Source organism: Herbaspirillum sp. YR522, assembly GCF_000282575.1.
In the GTDB taxonomy this organism is placed as follows: Bacteria; Pseudomonadota; Gammaproteobacteria; order Burkholderiales; family Burkholderiaceae_D; genus Herbaspirillum.
Genome location: NZ_AKJA01000010.1, coordinates 53,745 through 78,796 on the forward strand (window position 1 = coordinate 53,745; position 25,052 = coordinate 78,796).

The window sequence follows — 25,052 nt, forward strand, 5'->3', positions numbered from 1 at the left end:
GCTTTTCTTTTTGGGCGTACCACCCCATCTGGCCAAGCAGGGCGCGCAGCGCAAATCTATAATGATCGCGCCGCCACTTGCCAATTGCGCCATGGAAACCCTGTATCACCTCATCGAGCAATACGGATTGCTGCTGGTCTTCGTCAACGTGCTGGTCGAGCAGCTCGGCGCGCCAGTGCCTGCCTATCCGACCCTGATCATCACCGGTGCCATGGCGCAGGGGGGCCGGTATCCCGCCGCCCTGCTGCTGGTGGTGGCCGTGGTGGCCGCCTTGATCGCCGACTTCACCTGGTACCTGGCCGGCCGTCGCTATGGACGGCGCGTGATGGCGCAACTGTGCCGTATTTCGCTCTCGCCCGACTCCTGCGTGCGCCAGACCGAGTCGATCTACCTGCGCTGGGGCGCGCGCTCGCTGCTGGTGGCCAAGTTCATTCCGGGTTTCGCCTCGATCGCCAGCGCGCTGGCGGGCACCATGGGTACGCGCCGCTCCAGTTTCCTGCTGTATGACGCCGTCGGCAGCGCCTTGTGGGCGGGCCTGGGCATCTTCCTCGGTTCGCTCTTCTCCAGCGCAGTCGATGACCTGCTCGACGTGCTGGGGCAACTGGGACATTACGGCATGATGCTGGTGGCAGTGGCGCTGGCGATCTTCGTGGCCAACAAGTGGTGGCAGCGGCGGCGCTTTCGCAGGTCGCTGGAGATGGCACGCATCACCGTCGACGAATTGAGCAACCTGCTCGACCAGGGCATGGCCCCTACCATCATCGACGTGCGTTCGCCATTGTCGCAGCAGGGCGGGCGCATACCGGGCGCGCTCACCATCTCCAACCAGGAGATCCAGACCTTCGCCTTCGATGGTCCGGTCGAGGGCGAGGTGGTGGTCTATTGCGCCTGTCCCAACGAGGCCTCGGCGGCCATGGTGGCGCGCCAGTTGATGCGGCGCGGCTATACCAAGGTGCGGCCGCTGACCGGCGGCATCGATGCCTGGGTGGCGGCCGGCTACGCGATCGACGTCTGAATCGCGGTGCCCTGGCGAACCGTCTTAGTGACCGGGGTCTTCTCGCAGATCTCGGCCAGCCGGGTCAGTTGCTCCGGGCTCAGGGGGTTGCCGAAGCTGATCGTGCGGCTGATGTTCTCGAGCCCGGCCTCGTCGCGTCCGAAATGGGCATCGACATCGATGCTGCCCAGGTCCCAGCCCTTGCGGTCGGCATACATGCGCAAGGTCAGCGAAGTGCAGGAAGCCAAGGCCGCCAGCAGCAGTTCGTAGGGCGCCGGGCCGGTATCCTGGCCGCCGTTGCTGGCCGGCTCGTCTGAGTTGAGTTGGTGGCTGCGTGCCTTGATCTGCTGGGCGTAGCCGGCGCTATTGTGCAGTGTGACGTGGGCCATGCAAGTTCTCCAAACGGGTTCATGTCGGTCAATGGCCGATTGTGGCACATCGGCGCCGTGCCGGTCGATTAGGCCATCGGCGCGCATAGGTGCTATGCCGCCGCAGCGCTTAATCGCACGCGCATGGCTTCCTATAATCGGTGTTCGATAACCCAGGAGACCGCCATGCTGATGAATGCCACGCAATCCACGCCCGCTGCGGGCACCCGTAACAAATCGGTGTATCAACCGACGCAGGAAGGACTGATCTTTCCGCAGGAACCGGTCTTCGAGACCGTCGCCGCCGAGCGCCAGCACCGCAAGCAACGCCTGGCGGCGGCTTGCCGCCTGTTTGCCAAGCACGGTTTTTCGTTCGGCTTCGGCGGCCACCTGACGGTGCGCGACCCGGAACATCCGGAGCTGTTCTGGACCAACCCCATGGCGGTGCCGTTCTCGATGGTCAAGACCTCGATGCTGGTGCTGGTGGATCACCAGGGGCGCGTGGTCGAAGGCAAGTACGCCATCAACCAGGCCGGCTATGTACTGCATTCGGCCATCCACGAACAGAATCCCGACATCATCGCCTCGTGCCACGCCCACACCGTGCACGGTGGCGCCTGGGCCGCCTTCGGACGTCCGCTGTCGCCGGTGACCCAGGACGCCTGCATGTTCTATGGCGACCATGCGGTGCTGGGCGAAGGTGCCGGCAAGGTCCCGGTGTCGGCCGAGTCGGGCAACCCGGTGGCCCTGGCGTTTGCCCGCAACAAGGCCATCATCCACCAGAACCACGGGCTGCTGGTGGCCAGCCGCCACAGTATCGACGATGCCTGCTGGCACTTCATCGTGCTCGACCATTGCTGCCGCATGCAACTGATGATGGAGGCGGCCAAGGAGATCCGGCCCATCGAGATCGATCCCAAGTTCGCGGCCTACTCGCGCGAGCACCTGGGCAACGAATTCATCGGCTGGCTGCATTTCCAGACCCTGTTCGCCGAGATTTCGCATCTGCAGCCGGACCTGTTCGACTGAACGCGCCTGCACCAGGCCAGACCCGAAGGGGCAGGCGACAGGCTGCCGACCCGCCCCGATAACAAGAAATAGCCATCCGCCAACAAGGAGACAAACATCATGACCACCGCCATCAACAGCGGCGCCCTGGCGCACGCCGATGCCGCCGATATCTACAAGAAAGCGTACTGGCGGCTATTGCCGCTGATCCTGGCCTGCTACCTGGTGGCGTACCTGGACCGCGTCAACGTCGGCTTCGCCAAGCTGCAGATGCTCGATGCGCTCAAGTTCGACGACGCCATCTACGGCCTGGGGTCGGGCATCTTCTTCATCGGCTACCTGATCTTCGAAGTGCCCAGCAACATGATCCTGCGCCGGGTCGGCGCGCGCGTTGGATCGCCGCATCATGATCACCTGGGGCATCGTCTCGGCTGCCATGCTGATGGTGCACACGCCCATGCAGTTCTACATCGCGCGCTTCCTGCTGGGCGTGGCCGAAGCCGGTTTCGCCCCCGGCATCATGTACCTGCTGACCTTGTGGTTCCCGGCGCGACGGCGCGGTCGTGCCATGGCGCTGTACGTGATGGGGGCGCCGCTGGCCTTCATCATCGGCGGGCCGCTGTCGGGCTGGATTCTGGACGCGTTCCAGGACGTGCAGCCGCTGGCGGCCTGGCAATGGCTGTTTCTGGTGGAAGCCATCCCGGCGCTGGTGCTGGGCGTGATGGTGTATTTCTGGCTGGCCGATGACTTTCGCAAGGTGAGCTGGCTGACCGCAGCCGAGAAGGACCGCATCGACAGCGACCTGCGGGCCGAGAACGCCGACAAGGTCGAGCACGGCAGCGTGCGCGCGTTCCTGGGCAGCCGCCAGTTGTGGGTGTTCGTGCTGATCTACTTCTGCCTGATCATGGGCCTGTACGCGGTGGGGTTCTGGATGCCATCGCTGATCAAGCGCGCCGGGGTGGCCGATCCGTTTCATATCGGCCTGTACTGCGCCATTCCCAATATCGTGGCCGCCATCGCGCTGTACCTGTCGGGCCGGGGCGCCGACCTGTCCGGCCGGCGTCGCCTGTACTTCGCCGGCATGCTCACGCTGGGCGCCGTCGGCCTGGCACTGGCGATGCTCATCGATGGCGGTCCGTTGACCACCGTGGCCTGCCTGTCGCTGGCCGCCGCCGGCGTGTATTCGTGCATCAGCCTGTTCTGGGCGCTGCCCACCAGCATGTTCGTGGGGGCATCGGTGGCCGCGGCGCTGGCCTTCGTCAATTCGTTCGGCAACATCGCCGGCTTCGTCTCGCCTTACCTGGTGGGCTGGCTCAATGTCAGCACCGGGCGCAGCGACGTCGGCATGTATATCATCGGCGCGGTGATGGTGCTGGGCGCGATGGTGACCATGCTGCTGCCGCGCCATCTCGACAAATAGCGTCTTGGCATGGCCGGTTGCCGGCCGCCCCTCGGGGCGGCCTTTTGGTCGCCGCTCAGCTGGCCCAGGGCGGGTTGGCGAACCGGTCCACCAGGAAGTTGACGAACCCGCGTACCCGCGGATGAACATGGCGGTCCTTGGCATAGACGGCGTAGATGGCGGTGTCGTCCGGTGCCTGGAATGGCCTCAGCAGGGGCACCAGTTTCCCGCTGCGGATGGCCGGCAGCGCGAAGTGCTCGGCCATGCGCGTGATGCCCACGCCGGCCAGTACCATCTCGACCGACGACATGCCACTGGTGAAGCGGAAATTGCCCTTGATCTCGAGGCTGCTGCGCTGGCCGTCGATGATGAAGGGCCACTGGTTGAGGTGGTCCATCGGCGCTTCCCATTGCAGGCAGTTATGCCGCAGCAGGTCCGACGGCAGCTCGGGCTTGCCATGGCGCGCGATGTAGGCCGGCGAGGCCACGATCACGCGCTGCAGGTGGCACAGCTTGCGCGAGAGCAGCATCGAATCCTGCAGGTGACCCATGCGGATGGCCACGTCGAAGCCGCTGCCAATGATGTCGACCAGCGTGTCCGACAACGATAGCCGCACCTTCACATTGGGATACTGCGCCATGAACTGCGGCAGCAGCGGCACCACCTGGTCCATGCCGAACGAGGTGGCGGCGGTGATGCGCAGGTCGCCCGAGGCGGCCGCGCCGCCCGGCGCCACCTGTCCCTCGGCCAGGTCGATCTCGCCCAGGATGCGATTGCACGACGCCAGGAAGATCTTGCCTTCCTCGGTCAGGCTGACCTGGCGCGTGGAACGCCGCAGCAAGGCCACGCCCAGTCGTCGTTCCAGGTTGGTCATGGTGCGGCTGACGAAGGGTTGTCCGGTTTCCAGCGCCTGGGCGGCGGCGGTGAAGCCGCCATGCTCGGCCACCGCCTTGAATACCTGCATCTCGAGCAAGCGTTCGTCTTTCATCGGGTGTCTCGGTGATTTGATCGGTCGCGGCGCCTTATGGTGGCGCCTGGCGTCGATCATATCAGCCAAATCGATACCGTTGGGGCCGCGCGCCGTGCCCGACGCGATTGCCGTTTATGATGGCTGCCGTCATCCAATTTGCTCAATCGCAGGGGCGGGCGGACGCCACCCGCTGCATCCCATGGAGTGGTAATGCAAGACTATCGCAAACTGTTCGACCTGAGCGGCAAGGCCGCTGTCGTCATTGGCGCGGCCTCCGGCATCGGGCGCGCATCGGCCGAGGCCATCGCCAGCCTGGGCGGCCGGGTGATCTGCGCCGACGCCGACCTGGCCGGCGCCGAGGCGACCGCCGCCGGGATCGTCGCCGCCGGCGGCCAGGCCGAACCCTATCGGATCAACGCCGCCGACGGCGCCGAGATCGAAGCGCTGGCCCAATATGCGATGAAGCAGGGGCACATCGACATTGCCGTGAGCACGCCCGCGCTGAACATCCGCAAGTTGATCGTCGACACTACCGAAGAAGAATACGACCGGGTGATGAACCTGAACCTGAAGGGCGGGTTCAATTTCCTGCGCAGCTTCGGGCGGCCGATGATGGAGCAGGGCAGCGGCAGCATCATCGCCTGTTCATCGATGCGCGCCGTGACCATCGAGCCCGGACTGGGTGTGTACGCCGCCTCGAAGGCGGGCATCGAACAACTGGTCAAGGCCTTCGCCGCAGAGGCGGGGCCGTATGGCGTGCGGGTCAACGCGGTCATGCCCAGCATCATCGAGACGCGGCTGACGGCGCCCTTGAAGGAGCGTGCCGATATCTTCAAGACCTATGCCGGGCATACGGTATTGAACCGCTGGGGACAACCTTCCGAGGTGGGCGCGGCGGTGGCCTTCCTGGCCTCCGATGCGGCCAGTTATATCTCGGGCAGTTCGCTCTCGGTCGATGGCGGCTGGACTGCCATCGATGGTCCGCCAACGGGACTGACGGCGACCCGGCCCTCGAGTTGAGCGCGGGGCCGGTCGTTTTCGATACTTTCGTCGAATTGCCGGGGCGGAATCGATCGGGGTCATGAGGACCAACACAATGCATGCTTTTTTTCAGGGGGCATGCATGCAGATCGAAGACCAAGCCCGGCCGTGCGCCGGCACTGCGCTGGGCGCGGCCGGGGCGCCGCTGTCGTCGCGCCCGCGTCGCAGCGCCGCCAACCAGGAGATCGACCAACCCGAGGGCGTTCACGTGAGCCTGGGCGCACACGCCGGGCCACCTGTGACCGAGGTCTACGCCCCCTCGACGACGGTGCGCGCCGGAGGGGCCGGCGACTCCACTGCATTGCTGCGCGCACAGCAGCTGGAACGGCTCAAGCTGAGCCTGGCGGCGGACTATCCCGATGTACGGCGGGCAGCGGCCATGGCCATTCGCGACCGTCTCATCCAGGAGCACTTCATCGAGCTCGACCCCGATCGCACGTGGTTCAACGTGTTCCAGGGCGGCAGCGGCAGCGCGCTCACGTACAACGGCTGGCAGCATGCGCGTGCGCCACTGGCGTCGTACACGCTGACCGATATGCAGTTGCGCAATTTCGATGCCGACTTCGGCGAGGACCCGGCCAGCCTCGACGCCAATACCGGTATCTATACCCAGGGCCGCGAGGCCAGTCGCTTCGACCAGCGCAACGAGGTGCGGCTGCTGTCGAGTGCGCTCAAGGCGTCGATACGCGACAACGATTTCTACGGCAGCTATCACACCAGGCTGGCCAGTTACTACGCACGCAACGCCCAGGCCCTGGCGACCGTGGCCGAGGCCAATGTGCTGGGCTACGCGCAGGCCACGCGCCAGGCTGCCGGTGGCCTGTCGGAGCAGGCCATGGCCATGCTGGCCGAGGCCGCCGGCTATCCCGACCCTGCCGTCGACGCCCAGGGGACCCGGGCGTATGTGTTCGATATCGATTCCTGGCCATCGCGCGACATGAGCTGGTTGTGTGCCTCCGATGGGCATGTGGTGCTGATCATGCCGGGCAGCGCCAGGCCGGTGCGCGAATACGCCGACCTGGCCGGCATGCGTACGGATGTCGCCCGCATGACCCGAAGCGCTGCCGGCCGTGACGAACTGGCACGTCACTTCTCGATCACCAACCGGCGCGACGGCATGACCTACCAAGGGATCGACAGATGGCTGCTCGACATCGCCGCCGGCGGCTACGACGAACGTATCGCCTGGACGCCTTCGCTGGTGGGCGAGCGCCTCTTCGCCAACCAGGTGGTTCGCATGCGCGAGGCTGCGCTGGATGACGTGCGGCACCTGGTTCGTGCCAACGCCGATATCAGCCGGCAGGAACTGGTGCAGGCCTTCGGCGCCTTCAACAGCGTGCTGGGCAACCCGTTGACCCAGGTGGCCGAACTGGGCCTGAACCTGCTGGAGCAAAAGCGCGCCAGCCTGGTACAAGACCGTGATACCGCCGTGGCCGGTGCATGGAAGGCCGGGGTCGGACTGGCCCTGAGCCTGATGGTCGCGGGACTGGCGGACGCGCCCGATCCGATACCGGCAAGCGCGGCGGAAGCGGTGGGCGTCGAGGACATGCCTGCCGACACCGGGGCGACAGGGACCGATACGCAGGCGCTCGCCGACAGCGCGGCGGTCGCGGAGATGCCGGGCAGTTCGACGCAAGTCGCCCCCTTGGCCAGCGCCTCGCGCAACAGCCTGGATATGTTGCAGCATCAGAACATGCGGTTTTTGTACCGGGCTGTCTCGGCCCACACAGCGTCGAGCCTGGATCCGGCCGCATTCGGCTTTGCCAATTCCGGATGGTTCGAGGTGCCGCCCATGCTGGAAGGGCCGGTGGTGGTGACATCGTCGACCAAGGCCGGGGCCGTCCTGTTCGGCAGGGGATGCTGGCCGGAAGGCTTCGCGGTGTACCAGATCGACGCCGAAGGCTTGCCCGCGGTGTCGCTGGAAGAGAACGTGCGCCTCAATGCGCCAGCACTGAGTCGCCACCTGGGACTGGTCGAGGGCGCGGTCGACCACTGGAAGGAGAACGGCACCGCCGTTGTCAATGTGGGCAACGGGGCCATGGGCTACGACGAGGTGCACCTGTCCAACGCGGCCCTGGGACCGGAGCGCATCAGGCGCCTGCCCGACGAAGAACTGGATTCCATCGTCTCGGGTTACGTCACGCCGGGAGAGTTGTCGTCGGGCGACTCGTGGTGGAATGCCGACTGAAATGAAAAACGGTCCCGCGGGACCGTTTTCTTACGATGCACGGTCGTCGGCGCAAGCCGCGACCGCTGGACACATCAGGCGAAGTTCTTGGCCACGAAGTCCCAGTTGATGATGCCCCAGTAGTTCTCGACGTACTTGGCGCGTGCGTTGCGGTAGTCGATGTAGTAGGCGTGTTCCCATACGTCGACCGTCAGCAGTGGCTTGTCGGCGGTGGTCAACGGGGTACCGGCGCCGGTGGTGTTGACGATGTCGACGCTGCCGTCGGCCTTCTTGACCAGCCAGGTCCAGCCCGAACCGAAGTTGGCCAGGCCCTGCTTGGTGAACTCGGCCTTGAAGGCGTCGAACGAGCCCCACTTGGCGTTGATGGCATCGGCCAGGGCACCGCTCGGCGCGCCAGCACCCTTCGGGGTCAGGCCGTTCCAGTAGAAAGTGTGGTTCCAGACCTGGGCTGCGTTGTTGAAGATGCCGCCGGAGGATTTCTTGATGATCTCTTCCAGGGACAGGTTTTCGAACTCGGTGCCGGGGATCAGGTTGTTCAGGTTGGTCACATAGGTCTGATGGTGCTTGCCGTAGTGATATTCCAATGTCTCTTTGGAGATGGTGGGCGCCAGCGCGTCCAGTTCATAAGGCAGTGCCGGAAGGGTATGTGCCATGGTGAATCCTTTCAGTCTTGTTGATGGTTCGGGTATTACCGAGGTCTATTCCGAACCTGTGATTCTAAAGCGGATGAAGATTCTTTGCACTCGGTCAATTGCCCGCCAGGCCGCGCCGGGCCTGGATGTGATTGAATCAGAATCGTTCTCATTCAATGTCGATTTAGTTATTGGCCAGCACCGGCGCGCAAGGCCGCGGCTGGGCCGCACCGCAACGGGTCGCGGCGTCGAACAAGCTAATGACGAAAATGTCTGGGACCGGGCTCAGTCCAGGCGCGGCTGTACGCTGGCGATGCCGACCTCGGCGCTGCCTTGCGCCAGGCGCAGCGTAACCTGGCTGCGTGCAGCCAGCTCGGCGGGGGATTGCAGCACCCGGCCGCTGGCATCGGTGACGATGGCGTAGCCCCGTTCCAGCGTGCGCTGGGGATTGAGCAGCTCGAGCTGGTCGGCAAGCCCGGCCAGTGCGCGGCGACGCTGCTGCTGTTCGGCTTTCACGGCGCCTTGCAGGCGCCGTGCCAGCTCGGCAATGGCGCGCCGGCCCGCCGCGGTGTCGGGCAACTGGTGCGCCAGGCGTGCCGTGACGCGCTCCAGGCGATGTCGCATCTGCGTGGCCGGCAGGCCGATGCCGTGCGCCAGGCGGTTCTGCAACGCCAGCAACTTGACCCGTTCGTGGCGGATGGTGGCGCCCGGATTGACCAGGCGGCGCGACAGCCAGTCCAACGTCTGGGCCCGGTCGGTGAGCCTGCGGCGCAGCGAGCGGGTCAGTTCGCCGGCATGGGCGCGCAATTGGTCGAGGCGGTCCTGGCGGGCCACCACCGCCAGCTCGGCCGCGGCGGTGGGAGTGGGCGCGCGCAGGTCGGCGGCGAAATCGGCGATGGTGAAGTCGGTTTCGTGGCCCACCCCCGAGATCACCGGCACGGCGCAAGCCACGATGGCACGGGCCACCACCTCTTCATTGAAGGACCACAAATCTTCGATGCTGCCGCCGCCACGGCACACCAGCAGCAGGTCGCACTCGGCGCGTGCGCTGGCCGTGGCAATGGCCGTGGCGATACGCTGGGCGGCGCCCTCGCCCTGCACCGGGGTCGGGTACAGGATCACCTGCACATGCGGCGCCCGGCGGCGCAGGGTGGTCAGCACATCGCGCAGGGCCGCGGCCTGGGGGCTGGTGACGATACCCACCGTGCGCGCAAATCCGGGCATCGGGCGCTTGCTGGCAGGGTCGAACAGGCCTTCGCGCGCCAGCCTTTCCTTCAACTGCACGAACGCGGCATACAGGTCGCCTACGCCCGAGCGGCGCATCGCCTCGACGTTGAGCTGGTAGTCGCCGCGGGGTGCATACAGCGTCACCAGCGTGCGTACCTCGACCTTGTCACCGTCGCGTGGCATGAAGCCGGCGTACTGGGCGCGGCCCTTGAACATCACCGCGCGCACCTGCGCACCTTCGTCCTTGAGGTTGAAATACCAGTGGCCGGAGGCCGCGCGCGTGAAGTTGGAGATCTCGCCCTTGACCCAGACCAGTGGAAAGCTGCGCTCCAGCATGCGCGCCACCGACTGGTTCAGGGCCGACACCGTCAGGATCGGCGGCCCGCTGTCGGCCGCGGGCGTGGCGAAGGCGGGGGCAGGGCGGGGCGGCGGAAACTTGTCGATGGGCATGCGGCGTATCGGGCGATGGTTCGGTGATCGGCGGACAAAAGCGCGGGGCGGTGCGCCAGGCGCTACAATTGCCGACATTGTAAAGCCAGTGGCGGCGCTTGCCCCCGTCGTTGCAAACGGCTACATTCTGCACCCTGATTCGCGCGCGCCCCGGCCTGCGCCCGGTCATCCCTTCATCTTGTCTACAGGAGTCTGTTTTGCTCGCCATCATCCTCGCCGCCGGCTGGCCGATCTGGCCACTGCTGATCGCATCGATCATCGGCCTGGCACTGGTCATCGAACGACTGGTCTATCTGCGCCGCAGCCGCATCCTGCCCCCGCAACTGCTGTCGGAGGTGGTACGGGTCTACCAGAGTGGACGGGTCAACGACGAGGTCGTCGAGACGCTCGAGCAGAATTCGCCGCTGGGCCATGTGCTGGCCGCCGGCCTGCGCAATGTGGACGCGCCGCGCGAGGTCATGAAAGAAGCCATCGAAGAGGCCGGCCAGGCCGCCGCGCACCGTCTCGAACGCTTCCTGACCACGCTGGGCACGATCGCCTCGCTGGCGCCACTGATGGGGCTGTTCGGCACCGTAGTGGGGATGATCGAGATCTTCGCCTCGCAGAATGCGGCCGGCACCAACCCGGCGCAGCTGGCGCACGGCATCTCGATTGCGCTCTACAACACCGGGTTCGGGCTGGCCGTCGCCATGCCGGCGCTGGTGTTCTATCGTCATTTCCGGGCGCTGGTGGATGGTTTCGTGGTCGATATGGAGCAGCAGGCCGTGAAGTTCGTCGACATCGTGCACGACGTGCGCCATTGAGCACGCGGGAGACCCCATGAATTTCCGCAAAGGACGCAGCCGCGAAGAGCTCGAGATCAACCTGATCCCGTTCATCGACGTGTTGCTGGTGATCGTGATCTTCCTGATGGTGACCACCACCTACAGCAAGTTCACGGCGCTGCAGGTGACCTTGCCCACGGCCGACGCCCAGAAGGCGCTGGAGCAGCCGTTCGAGATCAATATCGCCGTCGATGCCCAGGGCCGCTATGCGGTCAACAACAGCCGCATCGCCGCGCGCGACGCCCAGGGGCTGGCCGAGCAGATGCAGGCAACGCTCAAGGCCAGCGGCAAGAGCGACCCGGTGGTGATCATCAATGCCGACGCCCTGGCCACCCACCAGACCGTGATCAACGTGCTGGAAGCGGCGCGCATCGCGGGCTTTCCCAAGGTGACCTTTGCCGCGCAATCGAGCGCCGGCAAGTAAGGCAGTCTTGGCACATCCGACCTCTCGTGCCGAAGCGGTGCTGACCCGCGCCTGGCAACGGCGCGGCCCGCTGGCCTGCCTGTTGTGGCCATTGTCGCTGGTGTTCGGCGCCGTGGCGCGCCTGCGGCGGCTGCTGTTTTCGCTCGGCATCAAGCGCCGCCAGCGCCTGCCGGTGCCGGTCATCGTGGTCGGCAACGTATTCGTCGGCGGCACCGGCAAGACGCCGCTGACGATCTGGCTGATCGAAGCGTTGCGGGCCGCCGGCATGACCCCGGGCGTGGTCTCGCGCGGGCATGGCGCCGATCTGCACGACGTGCGCCAGGTGCATGCAGGCAGCGCCGCGCGCGAGGTGGGTGACGAGCCGCTGCTGATGGTGCAGCGCACCGGCGTGCCACTGGTGGTCGGGCGCAGCCGCGCGGCGGCCGGCCGGGCGCTGTTGGCGGCCCATCCGCAGGTCGATGTGATCGTCTCCGATGATGGCCTGCAGCACTACGCGTTGCAGCGTGACGTCGAGATCGTGCTGTCGGATGCGCGGGGCGTGGGCAACGGCTGGCTGTTGCCGGCCGGCCCGCTGCGCGAACCGGCATCGCGCCGGCGCGACTTCTCGGTGTGCAACCTGCCCGCAGGCATGGCCGCCCCGGCCGGACACTTTGCCATGCGCCTGGACGGCAGCATGGCACGGCCGCTGGCAGGCGGCGCGCCGCCGCAGCCGCTGGCGAGCTGGGTCGGCAGCCGATTGCGACTGGCCGCCGCCGCCGGTATCGGCAACCCCGAGCGCTTCTTTGCGATGTTGCGTGGTGCCGGGCTGGCGGTCCGCACGCAGGCGCTGCCGGACCATCACGACTTTGCCGACAACCCGTTTGCCGCGCTCGATGCCGATGTCATCCTGATCACCGAAAAGGATGCAGTAAAATGCACGGCTATCGAGGCTATCCAAAACGACCCGCGCATCTGGGTCGTGCCCGTAACGGCGCGCATCGAAGGCGCGCTGGCTGAACATATAGTGGAGAAACTCCGTGAACGCCCGACTGCTTGATATCCTGGTTTGCCCGATCTGCAAAGGTCCTCTGGACTACGACAAGAAAGCGCAGGAACTGATCTGCAAAGGCGACCGGCTGGCCTACCCGATTCGCGACGGCATTCCCATCATGTGGGCCGACGAGGCGCGTGACATCAACGCCGCGCCGACCCCGGCGCCGGTGGCGTAGGCAAGCCCGACCGTCCATGTCGTTTACCGTCATCATCCCGGCGCGCCTGGCCTCCACGCGCCTGCCCAACAAGCCCCTGGCCGACCTCGGCGGACGTCCGATGATCGTGCGCGTGGCCGAACGGGCGGCGCTGTCGGGCGCGGCGCGGGTCATCGTCGCCACCGACCATCACGACATCTTCGCCGCCTGCCAGCAGCACCAGGTCGAGGTGGCGATGACCCGCGCCGATCATCCCTCGGGTACCGACCGCATTGCCGAGGTCGCCGCCACGCTCGGCCTGGCCGACGACGCGGTAGTGGTCAACGTGCAGGGTGACGAACCGCTGATCGATCCTGGCCTGATCGCCGCCACCGCCGGCCACATCAAGGCCGGGGTGCCGATGGCCACCGCCGCCCATGCCATCGACAGCGCGCAGGATGCGTTCAATCCCAACGTGGTCAAGGTGGTGCTGGACAAGGCCGGCTGCGCGATGTATTTCTCGCGCGCCACGATCCCCTGGCACCGCGACGCCTTTGCCCGCTCGCGCGACGTGTTGCCCGAGGCGCATGGGCCGGAACACGCCAACGACTATGCGCCGTTGCGCCACATCGGCCTGTATGCCTACAGCAACCACTTCCTGCAGCTGTACCCGACGCTGACGCCGTCGCCGGTCGAGCGCATCGAGGCACTGGAGCAGTTGCGCGTGCTGTGGCACGGTCATTCGATCGCGGTCCACGTCACGTCGCTGTTACCCGAAGCCGGCGTCGATACCCCCGAGGATCTGCTGCGCGTGCGCAAGCACTTCGAGGTCCCGCCCGATAGCGCGCTGGTGCAGAGCATCGCGTCGCTCTGAAGCCCGGCGTGTAAGTTTGCCGTCATGCTGGCGCGTCACAATCGTGCCCGGCCCAAGCGCCGGCATGCTGCTTAAAAATTAGGCGTTTGGCATGGTTGGGCGGGATTTTGTGGTAAGTTTCGTCCAGAGCAGATGCAAAAGGCGCAACGAAAAAAGGCTTAACCGCTCCGAAAGAACGGGTAACTACGGCCATCGCATCGCAACAGTATTCAGCATTCAGATTTCAGAAACCTCAATTAGGAAATAATATGCGCCTCATCCTTCTAGGAGCGCCTGGTGCCGGTAAAGGTACGCAAGCCACTTTTATCAAGGAAAAATTCAACATCCCGCAGATTTCCACCGGTGACATGCTGCGCGCCGCCGTGGCAGCCGGCACCGAGCTGGGTGTCGCCGCCAAGAAGGTGATGGATGCGGGCGGCCTGGTGTCGGACGACATCATCATCGGCCTGGTCAAGGACCGCCTGCAGCAGCCGGACTGCGCCAACGGTTACCTGTTCGATGGGTTCCCGCGCACCACGCGCCAGGCCGATGCCATGAAGGAAGCCGGCGTGGCCATCGACTTCGTGCTCGAGATCGACGTGCCCGACAGCGCCATCATCGAACGCATGAGCGGTCGCCGCGTACACCCGGGTTCGGGCCGCACCTACCACGTCAAGTTCAATCCACCGAAGGCGGAAGGTCGCGACGACGCCACCGGCGAAGCCTTGGTCCAACGCGACGACGACAAGGAAGAAACGGTCAAGAAGCGCCTCGATGTCTACCACGAGCAGACCGAAGTGCTGTTGAGCTATTACGGCGACTGGGCCAGGTCCGGCCAGCCGGGTGCGCCCAAGTACCGCAAGATTGCCGGCGTCGGTCCGGTCGAGGAAATCAGGGATCGCGCCTTCGCCGCCCTGGCGGAGTAAGCGGCACCGGGAAAAAGCGGACTGCGGTCCGCTTTTTTTACGTCCCGATCCTGTCGGCGCTGGCCAATAAGTGCCACCGGCCGGGGCGCCGCCGATGCATCCAATGTCGCGCCGCAGATAGTCGGGCGCGACCGCATGGCCGATAATGGCGGCAAGAACCCCAACGACAGACAGGAGACGCCATGCTCATCGCAGGCAATGTATTCATCGTCACCGGCGCCGCATCCGGCCTGGGCGCGGCCACCGCACGGATGATCACCGCCGGCGGCGGGCGCGTGGTGCTGGCCGACCTGCAGCAGGATGCGGGGGCGGCGCTGGCGCAGGAGCTGGGCGGCGTGTTCGTACGCTGCGATGTCACCGCCGAGGCCGATGCGGCGGCCGTGGTCGAGGCCGCCTGTGCATTGGGCTCGCTGCGGGGCCTGGTCAATTGTGCCGGCATCGCGCCGGCCGAGAAGCTGATCGGCAAGCACGGCCCGCATTCCATGGCGCTGTTCCAGAAGACCCTCTCCATCAACCTGGTGGGTAGTTTCAACATGGCCCGGCTGGCGGCCGACGCAATGGCACGCCAGGATCCGGTGGCCGACGGCGAGCGCGGCGTGATCATCCATACCGCCTCGGTGGCGGCCTACGACGGGCAGGTCGGACAGGCGGCATACGCTGCCTCCAAGGGCGCCATCGTGGCCATGACCCTGCCGATGGCGCGCGACCTGGCACGCTTCGGCATTCGTGTCATGACCATCGCACCGGGCATCTTCGAAACCCCGATGATGCTGGCCATGCCGCAGGAAGTGCTGGATTCGCTGGGCCAGTCGGTGCCTTTTCCGCCGCGCCTGGGACGTGCCACCGAATACGCCCGGCTGGCCGGCAGCATCATCGAGAACGTCATGCTCAATGGCGAAACCATTCGCCTCGATGGCGCCATCCGCATGCCGCCGAAGTAGGTGGTTGCGGTGTCAGATTCAGGCCACCATCTTCAATTTCTTTCGACAGCGGCGGCGCGCTGCTGCTAAGCTCACCGGATGGAGTCAACAGAACAAAAAACCGGCTTGATCCTGACCGGCGGCGGTGCGCGGGCAGCCTATCAGGTGGGGGTGCTCAATGCACTGTCGATGATCTTGCTGGAGGCCGGCTGGCCAGTCCATCGCAATCCCTTTCCTATCGTATGCGGCACGTCCGCCGGGGCGCTCAACGCCACGGCGCTGGCCTGCCGCGCCGACGATTTCGGCGAGGCGGTGCGCGAATTGATGGCAGTGTGGAGCAATGTCGAGGTCGAGCAGGTCTACCGTGCCGACTCGCTGGGGGTATTGCGCTCCGGCGCGCGCTGGCTGTCGCTGTTCTCGTTCGGTTGGTTGCTGCGCAAATGGCGCGCCAACCCGCCCAATTCGCTGCTCGACAATACGCCGCTGGTGACCATGCTGCACCGGCTGCTCGACCTGCCCCGGCTGGACGCGGCGCTGGCCAGCGGCGAGCTGCATGCGCTGGCGGTGACGGCGTCTTCCTATACCAGCGGTCATCACATCACGTTCTACCAGTGCCTGGACGAGATCGAACCGTGGCGCCGCACCCAGCGCCTGGCCCTGCGTGACCAGATCGGCATCGATCACCTGCTGGCGTCGTCGGCGATCCCGTTCATCTTCCCGGCCATCCCGGTCTACATCGACGGTCGCTGCGAATACTGCGGCGACGGTTCGATGCGCCAGATCGCGCCGATCTCGCCGGCCATCCACCTGGGCGCCTCGAAGGTGCTGGTGATCGGCGCCGGACGCATGGGCGAGAAGGGCGAGACCGCACCGGTCCATGCGCCGCAATATCCGAGCCTGGCGCAGGTGGCCGGGCATGCGATGTCGAGCATCTTCCTCGATGGCCTGGCGGCCGACATCGAGCGCACCAACCGCGTCAACCAGACATTGTCGGTATTGACGCCGCAGCAGCGCCTGCATACCCCGCTCAAACCGGTGCGTACGCTGGTGATTTCACCGTCCCAGCGCATCGACAGTATTGCCAGTCGGCATGTGGGCAGCCTGCCGCGTCCCATCCGCAGCATGCTGGGCGGGATCGGCGCGACCGAGGCGCGCGGCTCGGCGCTGGCGTCCTACCTGCTGTTCGAGAAGAGCTTCACGCGCGAACTGATCGCCTTGGGGGAGCACGACACCTACGCCAAGCGCGACGAGGTGTTGTCGTTTTTTGAACCGGAAACCCGCCAGCAGCTCCAAGACTGAACTCGCAAGTGGCGCTGGCCAGGCTCGCTGCGGTTGATCCAGCGCAGCCCGGCGAGCGCGCCGTGGTTGCCTAGCCGAAAGCAACAGGCTAATCTACTGTGTCGAATTGCCCACAATTAACAAAATTGCAATAGTAAAAATGCGAGCACGACTCATTTCAAGTTTATTCCTGCGTTTCTGGCTGGTCCTGCTGACCGCGCTGGTGCTGACCGGTCCTGCGCAGGCGCGTGGCTCGATGGATGGCCTGGACGTGGTCCAGATCGACCAGTTGCCGCGCGAGGCGCAGCAGACCATGGCCTTGATCCGGCAGGGCGGGCCTTTTCCGTATCCCAAGGATGGCGCGGTTTTCGGGAACTATGAAGGGGTTTTACCCAAGCAGAAGCGCGGGTATTATCACGAATTTACGGTGCCCACGCCGCGCGCGCGCAATCGCGGGGCACGTCGGATCGTCAGCGGTGGCGATCCTCGCAGCTCCGGCGAATACTATTACACGAGCGACCACTACAAGACCTTTCGCCGCGTCCATGACTGATTCGTCATCGACCTGCCTGGTTGCGGGTGGCCGCATCGCGGCCCGCAACGCCGTGCGCCAGGATCCGCAACACCCGTCAATCGTTACTGGAAGGGAGAATGAGTTTGTTTAAAACGGTGCCGCCAAATATTGTGCAGTCGATCCGCGCCTTTCGCGTGACCGAATTGCAGGAAGAGGCTGCGCGTCTGGAGCAGCACTTTCTCTATGCTTATTGCGCCGAGGCAATCACCAAGCAGCAGGTGTTGAGCACGATTGCCCACGCCTTCCACTTTCCCAAGCATTTCGGCAAGAATTTCGACGCCCTTGCCGATTGCCTGACCGATCTGACCCACAAGGCCGGCCGCCAGACCGGCTTCGTGGTGGTGATCGAACAATTGCCCAATACCCAGAAATTCGACAAGGAGGCGCGCGAGACGCTGCTCGATGTATTCCGGGACGCGGCCGACTTCTGGGCTGACAAGAAAGTCCCGTTCAGGGTCTTCTACTCTTTCCAATAACGCATTCATACCGTGCTTGCCCCGATTTTACGGTGCGAACGGCGCTAAAATCGCGGGCGCGGTGCTCGTCAGCAGGTACAATGCGCACACCATGAGAAGCATTGTCATCCTGATTTCCGGGCGCGGAAGCAATATGGAAGCCATCGTCCGTGCCGCTGCCGCCGAGCAGTGGCCCGCCCGGATCTGCGCGGTCATCAGCAATCGCGCCGACGCCAGCGGCCTGGACTTCGCCCGCGCCCACGGCATCGCCACCGAAGTCATCGCCAACCGCGATTACGCCAGTCGCGACCTGTTCGACGCGGCATTGCGTGAACGGATCGACGCCTATCGGCCCGACCTGGTGGTGCTGGCCGGCTTCATGCGCATCCTGACCACACCGTTCGTCGACCACTATCGCGGGCGCATGCTCAATATCCATCCGTCGCTGCTGCCCAGTTTCCCGGGCATGGCCACGCATCGGCAGGCGCTGGCGGCCGGGGTCAAGCTGCACGGCGCCACCGTGCATTTCGTCACGCCCGACCTCGACCACGGCCCCATCGTCGCCCAGGCCGGCGTGCCGGTGCGTGACGATGACAGTGAAGAAACCCTGGCCGCGCGCGTGCTGGAGCAGGAGCACCTGATCTACCCACGCGCCGTGCGCTGGTTCGTCCAGGGCCGGCTGACGCTGCAGGGCGGGCGCGTGCGCCTGGCGGCGGCCGACCTGGCCCAGACCGATACGCCCTCAGTGATTGCAATCTGAGTCATTGCAGTCCCATTACTTTTTGAATCCGAAGGACCCAGCATGAGATTGCCACCCGCGATCATTCCCCATACCGAAGAACTGTTGCGTGAGATCCTGCGCTTCACCGGCCCGGCCGATGTCACCCTGTCGCGCTATTTCCGCGACCACCCCCGGTTGGGGAGCCGCGAGCGCGGCGTGATCGCCGAGGCGATCTACGGCATGCTACGCAACAAGACCGTCTTTACCAATTTCGCCGAATCGGGCGCCGGCCCGATGATGCGCCGCCTGACGCTGCTGGGCCTGGTCGACGCCGTGAGCATCGAATCGATCGCCGGCCTGCAGCCGGAAGAAACCGAATGGCTGCAGCGGGTGGCGCAAATCGACCGCGGCCAGTTGCCGCCGCAGATGCGCAGCAACCTGCCGCCATGGCTGTACGACCGCCTGGTCGAGCGCATGGGTGAAGCGGGCGCGATGGAACTGGCCCACGCCATGAACCAGCAGGCCCCGCTCGACCTGCGCGTCAACGCCATCAAGACCGATCGCGAAACGGTGCTGGCCGAGCTGGCCAAGGTGCCGGTGGCGTGCGAGATCACGCCCTATGCGCCGCTGGGTCTGCGCGCACTGAAGAAGCCGGTGCTGCAGAACATGCCGCTGTTCAAGGAAGGCGCCATCGAGGTGCAGGACGAAGGCAGCCAGTTGCTGGCCCTGGTGGTCGGCGCCAAGCGCGGCGAGATGGTGGTCGACTTCTGCGCCGGTGCCGGCGGCAAGACCCTGGCGCTGGGTGCGTCGATGCGCAATACCGGCCGCCTGTACGCGTTCGACATTTCCGAGAAGCGCCTGGCCAAGCTCAAGCCGCGCCTGGCGCGCAGCGGGCTGTCCAACGTGCATCCGGTGATGATCGCCCACGAGAACGACGCCAAGGTCAAGCGCCTGGCCGGTAAGATCGACCGCGTGCTGGTGGACGCGCCCTGCAGTGGCCTGGGTACGCTGCGACGCAATCCCGACATGAAGTGGCGCCAGACGCCCGAGACCATCATCGAGATGCACGCCAAGCAGATGGCCATCCTGACCAGCGCCGCGCGCCTGGTGCGCCCGGGCGGTCGGCTGGTGTATGGTACCTGCAGCATCCTGGACGAAGAGAACGAAGCGGTAGTGACCGAGTTCCTGGCCGCCAACCCCGATTTCTCGCTGCGTCCGATGCACGAAGTACTGGCCGAGCAGAAGGTCGAGCTGGAGATGCAGGACTACCTCAAGCTGCTGCCGCACCTGCATCACACCGATGGCTTCTTCGCCGCCGTACTGGAGCGCCGCGCCTGATGCGCACGATAACCTGTCGCGCATGGTCGCTGGCGGCGTTGCTGCTGCTGGCCTCGGTTGGCGGTGCCCAGGCGCGCAGCCTGGCGCCGGCCGCGCCGCCGGTGTTGCAGGCCCGCGGCACGGTGCAGGTGGCCTTTGCCCCCTGGGACGACATCGAAGGCATCATCATCGCCCGCCTGGCCGATGCCCGTCGCCAGGTATTGATGCAAGCCTACCTGCTGACCAACCGCAGGATCGTCGACGCGCTGATCGCGGCGCACGCACGCGGGATCGATGTACAGGTCATGATGGATCGGGGCCAGCTCGACAAGAATTCGACCGAGCGGCTGCGCCAGTTGCGGGCGGCCGCCATCCCGGTCTGGTTCGAGACCCTCTATCGCAGCGCCCACAACAAGGTGATCGTGATCGACGCCGGCCAGCCCACGGCAGCCGTGATCACGGGCAGTTTCAATTTCACCTGGTCGGCCCAGCATCGCAACGCCGAGAACATCGTGGTGCTGGCAGGCGACGACGCGCTGGTGGCGCGTTATGCGGCCAACTGGCAGCGCCACCGCGAGGACGCGGAAGTCGCACCGTGAAGCCATGACCCAGCATTTCCTGTCGTTATTCACTTACCCGCCCTTGATCGACGTGCTGCGCCAGGTCGGCGTGGTCGTGCTGTGCGTACTGGGCGGCATTGGCCTGTCGCGCTGGGTGCGCACGCTGTTTCGCGTACCTGGCGACGACCAGCAATCGCTGGTGCAGATCGGCGTCAAGAGCTTCGTGCGGGTGTTGTCGCCGTTGCTGGCGCTGGGCCTGCTGACGGGCTGCTACTTCGGCCTGAAGCGTATCGGCCACCCGGTCGGGCTGTGGGAGATCATGTTTCCGCTGGCCATTGCCCAGGTCTCGATGCGCTTCGTGTTCTATGTCCTGCGCGGCATCTTCGTCAAGGATGCCACCGTCGGCGCGCTGCTGCACCTGTCCGAGAAAGTCATCGCCATCTTCGTCTGGCTGTGCGTGCTGCTCTATATCTCGGGCCTGTGGCCCGAATTCATCGAGTACCTCGATACCACCGAACTGCCCCTGGGCCGGCACAAGGCTTCGCTGCTGACCACCCTGCAGGCGGTGGCCTCGGTGCTGGTGACGCTGATCATCGCCCTGTGGATCGGGGCCGTGCTCGAGAACCGGCTGATGAAATTCAGCAACATGCACTCGTCGTTGCGTACCGTGGTCGCGCGCATGGCGCGGGCGGTGCTGATCCTGGTGGCATTCCTGGTCAGCCTGTCGCTGGTGGGCATCGACCTGACCGTGTTGTCGGTGTTCGGCGGTGCGCTCGGGGTCGGTATCGGCCTGGGTTTGCAGAAGATCGCCAGCAGCTATGTATCGGGCTTCGTGATCCTGTTCGAGCGCAGCATGGTCATCGGCGACATGGTTGCCGTGGATAAATATTTCGGCCGCGTCACCCAGATCAATACCCGCTACACCATCCTCGAAGGGCTCGATGGCATCGAATCGGTGTTGCCCAACGAGATGTTCATGGCCAACCCGGTCCAGAACTATTCCTTGACGCACCGCATTGTACGTTTGTCGACACAACTTACAATTCTGTACCAGGACGATGTGGAGACGGTCTTGTCTATCATGGAGCAAGCCGCACTTGGGGTAAAGCGCATCTCGCCACAGACCGCACCGCAGGGCCTGCTGGTAAAAATAGGTGCTGATGGGCTCGAACTCGAACTGGGATTCTGGATCACAGACCCCGAGAACGGCCGGTTGAACGTGATATCCGATGTCAACCGGGCAATATGGCAGGCGTTCAAGCGGGAGGGGATCCAGCTGGCGCACGCCAAGCGCGACATCCGTATCATGGATGAACGCAGTTTCCGGCAAAGTGTGGCACCCACGGTTCAGGAAAATCCCGAACCCCAACGCGAACAGAATTCGCGTACAATGCCCGAAAATTAGAAGAACATAAAAACATTTTCCCCGAACAAGTTAAAATGACCGATTTACATGTGTGTGAATCGGCCGGTACGTGATGGGTGTTTTTGTCCGATGGCAGTTTTCTATTTGGAGTAAGTGATAATGCTAGATGCGATCCTCGACTTTGTTGCCCACGGCTTGCTGCACGCAAGCGGTTGGCAGATTGTCATTTACACGTTGGTGATGACGCACATCACGATCGTGGGCGTGACGCTCTACCTGCATCGTTGCCAGGCGCATCGCGCGCTCGAAATGCACGCGATCCCCAGCCACTTCTTCCGTCTCTGGTTGTGGATGACGACCGGTATGGTCACCAAGGAATGGGCTGCGATCCACCGCAAGCACCATGCCAAGTGCGAAACCGAGGAAGATCCGCACAGCCCGCAGACCCGTGGACTTTCCAAGGTCATGTGGCAGGGCGCAGAGCTGTATCGCCAGGAGTCGAAGAACGCCGAGACCATGGAAAAATTTGGTCACGGCACCCCCGACGACTGGGTCGAGCGCAACATCTACAGCAAGTACGGCTGGCAGGGCGTGGGCATCATGATGATCATCGACATCGCCTTGTTCGGCGCGATCGGCCTTGCGATCTGGGCCGTGCAGATGGCATGGATCCCGTTCTGGGCCGCCGGCGTGGTCAATGGCATCGGGCACTTCTGGGGTTATCGCAACTACGACTGCAATGACGCTGCGACCAACCTGTTCCCGATCGGCATCATCATCGGTGGCGAAGAAATGCACAATAACCACCACACCTTCGGTACCTCGGCCAAGTTCTCGTCGAAGTGGTACGAGTTCGATATCGGCTGGATGTACATCCGTATCCTGGAAACCTTCGGCCTGGCCAAGGTAAAGAAGGTAGCGCCGGTGCCCAAGTTCGATAGCAAGAAGTCGGCGGTCGACTTCGATACGCTGCAATCGGTGATCGCCAACCGTTACGACGTCACTGCCAAGTACGCCAACTCGGTCAAGCGCGCCTGGAAGGACGAGCTGGATCACCTGATCGAGAAGGCCAAGCTGGAATCGCGCTTCCTGAAGTCGTCCAAGAAACTGCTGCAACGCGAACCGGCCAAGCTGGAAGACGGCCAGAAGCAACAGCTCTCCGAGTTGTTCACGCACAGCAATGCGCTCAGGACGATGCACGAGATGCGCATCGAACTGGGCGCCATCTGGGAGCGTTCGCATTCGACCCGCGAGCAGCTGCTGCAACAATTGCAAGACTGGTGCGTGCGTGCCGAAGCATCGGGTGTCCAGGCCCTGCGCGATTTCGCGGTACGCCTGCGCAGCTACGCCTGAGCGGTATCAACTGGCCCGAGCGCAAGTGAAATGCCCGATGCGGTGACGCATCGGGCATTTTTCATTGCGCCCGTGGCTGCGTGATGTACCGAATCATTCACCGCTTCCAAGCGCCCCGGGGCCGGCCAATGCCGGGCCAGGCCGGGTGCCGGACCCTGGCAAGCAGGGCAGGCGCCCGCGACAGCGTCGCGTAAAAAAATTGCCACCGCGGATGTCTCCACGGTGGCAATCTCTACAGGCAACCGGCACGCTATTGAGCTACACGGCCACGGCAACTTTCGATACGCGCCGCGCGCTCGTCGAGCGTGTCGCCCGCTGCATCAACGCTTGAGTGCCGGCTGCGAACCGCGTCCCAGCACCAGGTTGACGATCACGGCGACGACGATATTGAGCGCCAGTGCGATCAGGCCGGTGTACATGGTGTAGGAGTCACCGCCCACCACGAAGGTGTGCACCGGCTTGATGCCGTCGGCAAACGCCATCCAGCTGCCGCCCACGATACCTACCGCCCAGCCGCACAGCAAGGCGCGCGCGCCGAACCAGCCGACGAACAGCCCGAACACCAGCGCCGGGAAGGTCTGCAGGATCCACACGCCGCCCAGCAACTGCAGGTCGAGGGCGAACTTGGTGGGCAGGAACAGGATGAACACCAGTGCGCCGAACTTGACCACCAGCGACACCACCTTGGCTACCTTGGCTTCCCCCTCGTTGCTGATCCCGGGATTCACGTAGGGCTTCCAGAAGTTGCGCGTGAACAGGTTCGAGGCACCGATCGACATCACTGCCGCCGGCACCAGCGCGCCGATGGCAATGGCGGCAAACGCGAAGCCTGCGAACCAGCCGGGGAACAGGCCATTGAACAGGGCCGGCACCACGTCGTTGTTGGACTGCACCGTGATGCCGGCGGCATAGGCCATGAACCCCAGCAGCGCGATCAGGCCCAGCAAGACCGTATAGGCGGGCAGGAACACCGCATTCTTGCGAATGGTGTCGGCGTCCTTGGCCGCGAAGATGCCGGTCAGGGTGTGCGGATACATGAAGGCCGCCATGGCCGAGCCCAGTGCGAGCGTGGCGAACGGCAGGATCTGGGTCGGCTTGAGGGTCAGGCCGGTGGCACCGCCCTTGGCCGCGAAGGCGTCGCGCGCCGCACCGAACACCGCACCGTAGCCGCCCAGCTTGGCCGGCACGATGATCACCGCCGCCAGTACCACGATGTAGATCATCAGGTCCTTGACGAAGGCGATCAAGGCCGGCGCCCGCAGGCCGGCCGAGTAGGTGTACAAAGCGAGGATCACGAACGCGGCCAGCAATGGCAGCTCGCCGGTCAGGCCGAGTGCCTTGATCACCACCTCCATGCCGATCAGTTGCAGCGCGATGTAGGGCATGGTGGCGACCACGCCGGTGAGGGCGATGGCGAACTCGAGAGGGCGCGACTGGTAGCGCCCCCACACCACGTCGGCGGCGGTGACGTGCCCGGCCTTGTGCGCGGCGTGCCACAGCTTGGGCATGATCACGAACACGATCGGATACACCAGGATGGTGTAGGGCAGCGCAAAGAAGCCATAGGCGCCGACCGCGTAGACCAGCGCCGGCACCGCAATGACGGTATAGGCGGTATAGAAGTCACCCCCTACCAGGAACCAGGTGATCCAGGTGCCGAAGTTGCGCCCGCCCAGGCCCCACTCGTCGAGATGGGCACCCTTGTTGCGGGGGCCGGCCTGCCAGCGCGACGCCCAGAACCCCATCACGGTGACCAGCGCGAAAAAGAAAATGAAAACCCACAACGCAGACCAGTGGATGTTATTGGTATCCATCACTCTACCCCCTTGCGCAAGCCGTCGCGATACACCAGCCAGATGATCAGCGAGGTCAGGGGCACCCAGGCGAACTGGTACCAGTAGAAGAAGGGAAAACCGAACAGCGTGGGCAGTTCTTCGTTATAGAACGGAACCCAGAGCAAACCAATGAACGGCAGGATGAGTAGTAGCCGCATAATTCTCCTCTAACTTTTGGCGAAGGAATGTTGTTCTAAAAGTTG

The 25,052-nt window shown here is 64.6% G+C and carries 27 protein-coding genes; 20 read left to right on the forward strand and 7 right to left on the reverse strand.

The genetic code is table 11. The annotated features are described in order from the left end of the window. Nucleotides 1-91: 91 nt before the first annotated feature. Nucleotides 92-1,015: a DedA family protein/thiosulfate sulfurtransferase GlpE gene (locus PMI40_RS01060; RefSeq protein ID WP_008111233.1), complete on the forward strand. Its 924-nt coding sequence runs from the start codon at nucleotides 92-94 to the stop codon at nucleotides 1,013-1,015. Here the strand turns inward: PMI40_RS01060 and PMI40_RS01065 are convergent. Further along, nucleotides 997-1,383: an OsmC family protein gene (locus PMI40_RS01065; protein WP_008111235.1), complete on the reverse strand. Its 387-nt coding sequence runs from the start codon at nucleotides 1,381-1,383 to the stop codon at nucleotides 997-999. The genes PMI40_RS01060 and PMI40_RS01065 overlap by 19 nt on opposite strands. Before the next feature lie 165 nt (nucleotides 1,384-1,548). Here PMI40_RS01065 and PMI40_RS01070 point away from each other — a divergent pair, with 165 nt between their 5' ends. Beyond that, a complete protein-coding gene (locus PMI40_RS01070) occupies nucleotides 1,549-2,391 on the forward strand; it encodes a class II aldolase/adducin family protein (RefSeq protein WP_008111237.1) in 843 nt (280 codons plus the stop codon). A 174-nt stretch (nucleotides 2,392-2,565) separates the two neighbouring features. Here the strand turns inward: PMI40_RS01070 and PMI40_RS24320 are convergent, their stop codons facing one another. Next, on the reverse strand, nucleotides 2,566-2,793 hold the full coding sequence (locus PMI40_RS24320; protein WP_238540867.1) for a hypothetical protein: 228 nt from the start codon (nucleotides 2,791-2,793) through the stop codon (nucleotides 2,566-2,568). Here PMI40_RS24320 and PMI40_RS01075 point away from each other — a divergent pair. After that, entirely contained in the window at nucleotides 2,777-3,790 is a 1,014-nt protein-coding gene (locus PMI40_RS01075) for an MFS transporter (RefSeq protein ID WP_008111238.1), read from the forward strand. The two genes, PMI40_RS24320 and PMI40_RS01075, sit on opposite strands and share 17 nt — an antisense overlap. Nucleotides 3,791-3,845: 55 nt before the next feature. Here PMI40_RS01075 and PMI40_RS01080 read toward each other — a convergent pair whose 3' ends face one another. Further along, complete coding sequence (locus tag PMI40_RS01080) at nucleotides 3,846-4,757, reverse strand: LysR family transcriptional regulator (RefSeq protein WP_008111239.1); 912 nt, start codon at nucleotides 4,755-4,757, stop codon at nucleotides 3,846-3,848. A gap of 192 nt (nucleotides 4,758-4,949) precedes the next feature. Here PMI40_RS01080 and PMI40_RS01085 point away from each other — a divergent pair, with 192 nt between their 5' ends. Both PMI40_RS01085 and PMI40_RS01090 read left to right on the forward strand, forming a co-directional pair. Beyond that, complete coding sequence (locus tag PMI40_RS01085; protein ID WP_008111240.1) at nucleotides 4,950-5,759, forward strand: SDR family NAD(P)-dependent oxidoreductase; 810 nt, start codon at nucleotides 4,950-4,952, stop codon at nucleotides 5,757-5,759. 103 nt (nucleotides 5,760-5,862) lie between these two features. After that, nucleotides 5,863-7,968, forward strand: a complete 2,106-nt coding sequence (locus tag PMI40_RS01090) for a dermonecrotic toxin domain-containing protein (RefSeq protein WP_008111246.1) — start codon at nucleotides 5,863-5,865, stop codon at nucleotides 7,966-7,968. A 74-nt stretch (nucleotides 7,969-8,042) separates the two neighbouring features. Here the strand turns inward: PMI40_RS01090 and sodB are convergent, their stop codons facing one another. Beyond that, entirely contained in the window at nucleotides 8,043-8,621 is a 579-nt protein-coding gene (gene sodB, locus PMI40_RS01095; RefSeq protein ID WP_008111249.1) for a superoxide dismutase [Fe], read from the reverse strand. 264 nt (nucleotides 8,622-8,885) lie between these two features. Next, entirely contained in the window at nucleotides 8,886-10,277 is a 1,392-nt protein-coding gene (gene xseA, locus PMI40_RS01100) for an exodeoxyribonuclease VII large subunit (RefSeq protein ID WP_008111252.1), read from the reverse strand. Between the two features lie 197 nt (nucleotides 10,278-10,474). Here xseA and PMI40_RS01105 point away from each other — a divergent pair, with 197 nt between their 5' ends. The 15 genes from PMI40_RS01105 to PMI40_RS01175 all read left to right on the forward strand — a co-directional run bounded on the left by PMI40_RS01105 (nucleotide 10,475) and on the right by PMI40_RS01175 (nucleotide 23,014). Continuing rightward, nucleotides 10,475-11,080: a MotA/TolQ/ExbB proton channel family protein gene (locus PMI40_RS01105; protein WP_008111253.1), complete on the forward strand. Its 606-nt coding sequence runs from the start codon at nucleotides 10,475-10,477 to the stop codon at nucleotides 11,078-11,080. 16 nt (nucleotides 11,081-11,096) lie between these two features. Beyond that, on the forward strand, nucleotides 11,097-11,525 hold the full coding sequence (locus PMI40_RS01110) for a biopolymer transporter ExbD (protein WP_008111254.1): 429 nt from the start codon (nucleotides 11,097-11,099) through the stop codon (nucleotides 11,523-11,525). Between the two features lie 7 nt (nucleotides 11,526-11,532). Further along, a complete protein-coding gene (gene lpxK, locus PMI40_RS01115; RefSeq protein ID WP_008111256.1) occupies nucleotides 11,533-12,561 on the forward strand; it encodes a tetraacyldisaccharide 4'-kinase in 1,029 nt (342 codons plus the stop codon). Beyond that, the gene (locus PMI40_RS01120; RefSeq protein ID WP_008111258.1) at nucleotides 12,542-12,733 is read left to right on the forward strand and encodes a Trm112 family protein; all 192 of its coding nucleotides are present in this window, start codon (nucleotides 12,542-12,544) and stop codon (nucleotides 12,731-12,733) included. The genes lpxK and PMI40_RS01120 overlap by 20 nt, the downstream gene beginning before the upstream one ends. A 16-nt stretch (nucleotides 12,734-12,749) precedes the next feature. Further along, nucleotides 12,750-13,565, forward strand: coding sequence for a 3-deoxy-manno-octulosonate cytidylyltransferase (gene kdsB / locus PMI40_RS01125; protein ID WP_008111260.1), 816 nt, complete (start codon nucleotides 12,750-12,752; stop codon nucleotides 13,563-13,565). A 248-nt stretch (nucleotides 13,566-13,813) separates the two neighbouring features. Beyond that, nucleotides 13,814-14,470, forward strand: coding sequence for an adenylate kinase (adk, locus tag PMI40_RS01130; RefSeq protein ID WP_008111263.1), 657 nt, complete (start codon nucleotides 13,814-13,816; stop codon nucleotides 14,468-14,470). A 182-nt stretch (nucleotides 14,471-14,652) separates the two neighbouring features. After that, a complete protein-coding gene (locus PMI40_RS01135) occupies nucleotides 14,653-15,411 on the forward strand; it encodes an SDR family NAD(P)-dependent oxidoreductase (protein ID WP_008111264.1) in 759 nt (252 codons plus the stop codon). Nucleotides 15,412-15,489: 78 nt separating this feature from the next. Beyond that, nucleotides 15,490-16,689, forward strand: a complete 1,200-nt coding sequence (locus tag PMI40_RS01140) for a patatin-like phospholipase family protein (RefSeq protein ID WP_008111266.1) — start codon at nucleotides 15,490-15,492, stop codon at nucleotides 16,687-16,689. 139 nt (nucleotides 16,690-16,828) lie between these two features. Further along, nucleotides 16,829-17,221 carry a ribonuclease domain-containing protein gene (locus PMI40_RS01145; RefSeq protein WP_008111267.1) on the forward strand — a complete coding sequence of 131 codons (393 nt, stop codon included), beginning with the start codon at nucleotides 16,829-16,831 and terminating at the stop codon, nucleotides 17,219-17,221. Further along, nucleotides 17,218-17,718: a barstar family protein gene (locus tag PMI40_RS01150; protein WP_369770639.1), complete on the forward strand. Its 501-nt coding sequence runs from the start codon at nucleotides 17,218-17,220 to the stop codon at nucleotides 17,716-17,718. Before PMI40_RS01145 ends, PMI40_RS01150 begins: the two co-directional genes overlap by 4 nt. Nucleotides 17,719-17,809: 91 nt before the next feature. After that, a complete protein-coding gene (gene purN, locus PMI40_RS01155) occupies nucleotides 17,810-18,457 on the forward strand; it encodes a phosphoribosylglycinamide formyltransferase (protein WP_051001733.1) in 648 nt (215 codons plus the stop codon). A 42-nt stretch (nucleotides 18,458-18,499) separates the two neighbouring features. Continuing rightward, the gene (locus PMI40_RS01160; protein ID WP_008111270.1) at nucleotides 18,500-19,756 is read left to right on the forward strand and encodes an RsmB/NOP family class I SAM-dependent RNA methyltransferase; all 1,257 of its coding nucleotides are present in this window, start codon (nucleotides 18,500-18,502) and stop codon (nucleotides 19,754-19,756) included. Then, a complete protein-coding gene (locus PMI40_RS01165) occupies nucleotides 19,756-20,334 on the forward strand; it encodes a phospholipase D-like domain-containing protein (protein ID WP_008111271.1) in 579 nt (192 codons plus the stop codon). The genes PMI40_RS01160 and PMI40_RS01165 overlap by 1 nt, the downstream gene beginning before the upstream one ends. A gap of 4 nt (nucleotides 20,335-20,338) precedes the next feature. Beyond that, entirely contained in the window at nucleotides 20,339-21,700 is a 1,362-nt protein-coding gene (locus tag PMI40_RS01170; protein WP_008111272.1) for a mechanosensitive ion channel family protein, read from the forward strand. A gap of 117 nt (nucleotides 21,701-21,817) precedes the next feature. Further along, nucleotides 21,818-23,014: a fatty acid desaturase gene (locus tag PMI40_RS01175; RefSeq protein ID WP_040501509.1), complete on the forward strand. Its 1,197-nt coding sequence runs from the start codon at nucleotides 21,818-21,820 to the stop codon at nucleotides 23,012-23,014. A 320-nt stretch (nucleotides 23,015-23,334) separates the two neighbouring features. Here PMI40_RS01175 and mctP read toward each other — a convergent pair whose 3' ends face one another. Both mctP and PMI40_RS01185 read right to left on the reverse strand, forming a co-directional pair. After that, nucleotides 23,335-24,828 (reverse strand): monocarboxylate uptake permease MctP, encoded by a 1,494-nt coding sequence (gene mctP, locus PMI40_RS01180; RefSeq protein WP_008111274.1) that lies wholly within the window; start codon nucleotides 24,826-24,828, stop codon nucleotides 23,335-23,337. Then, a complete protein-coding gene (locus PMI40_RS01185; RefSeq protein WP_008111275.1) occupies nucleotides 24,828-25,007 on the reverse strand; it encodes a DUF3311 domain-containing protein in 180 nt (59 codons plus the stop codon). Before PMI40_RS01185 ends, mctP begins: the two co-directional genes overlap by 1 nt. Between the last annotated feature and the right edge of the window lie 45 nt (nucleotides 25,008-25,052).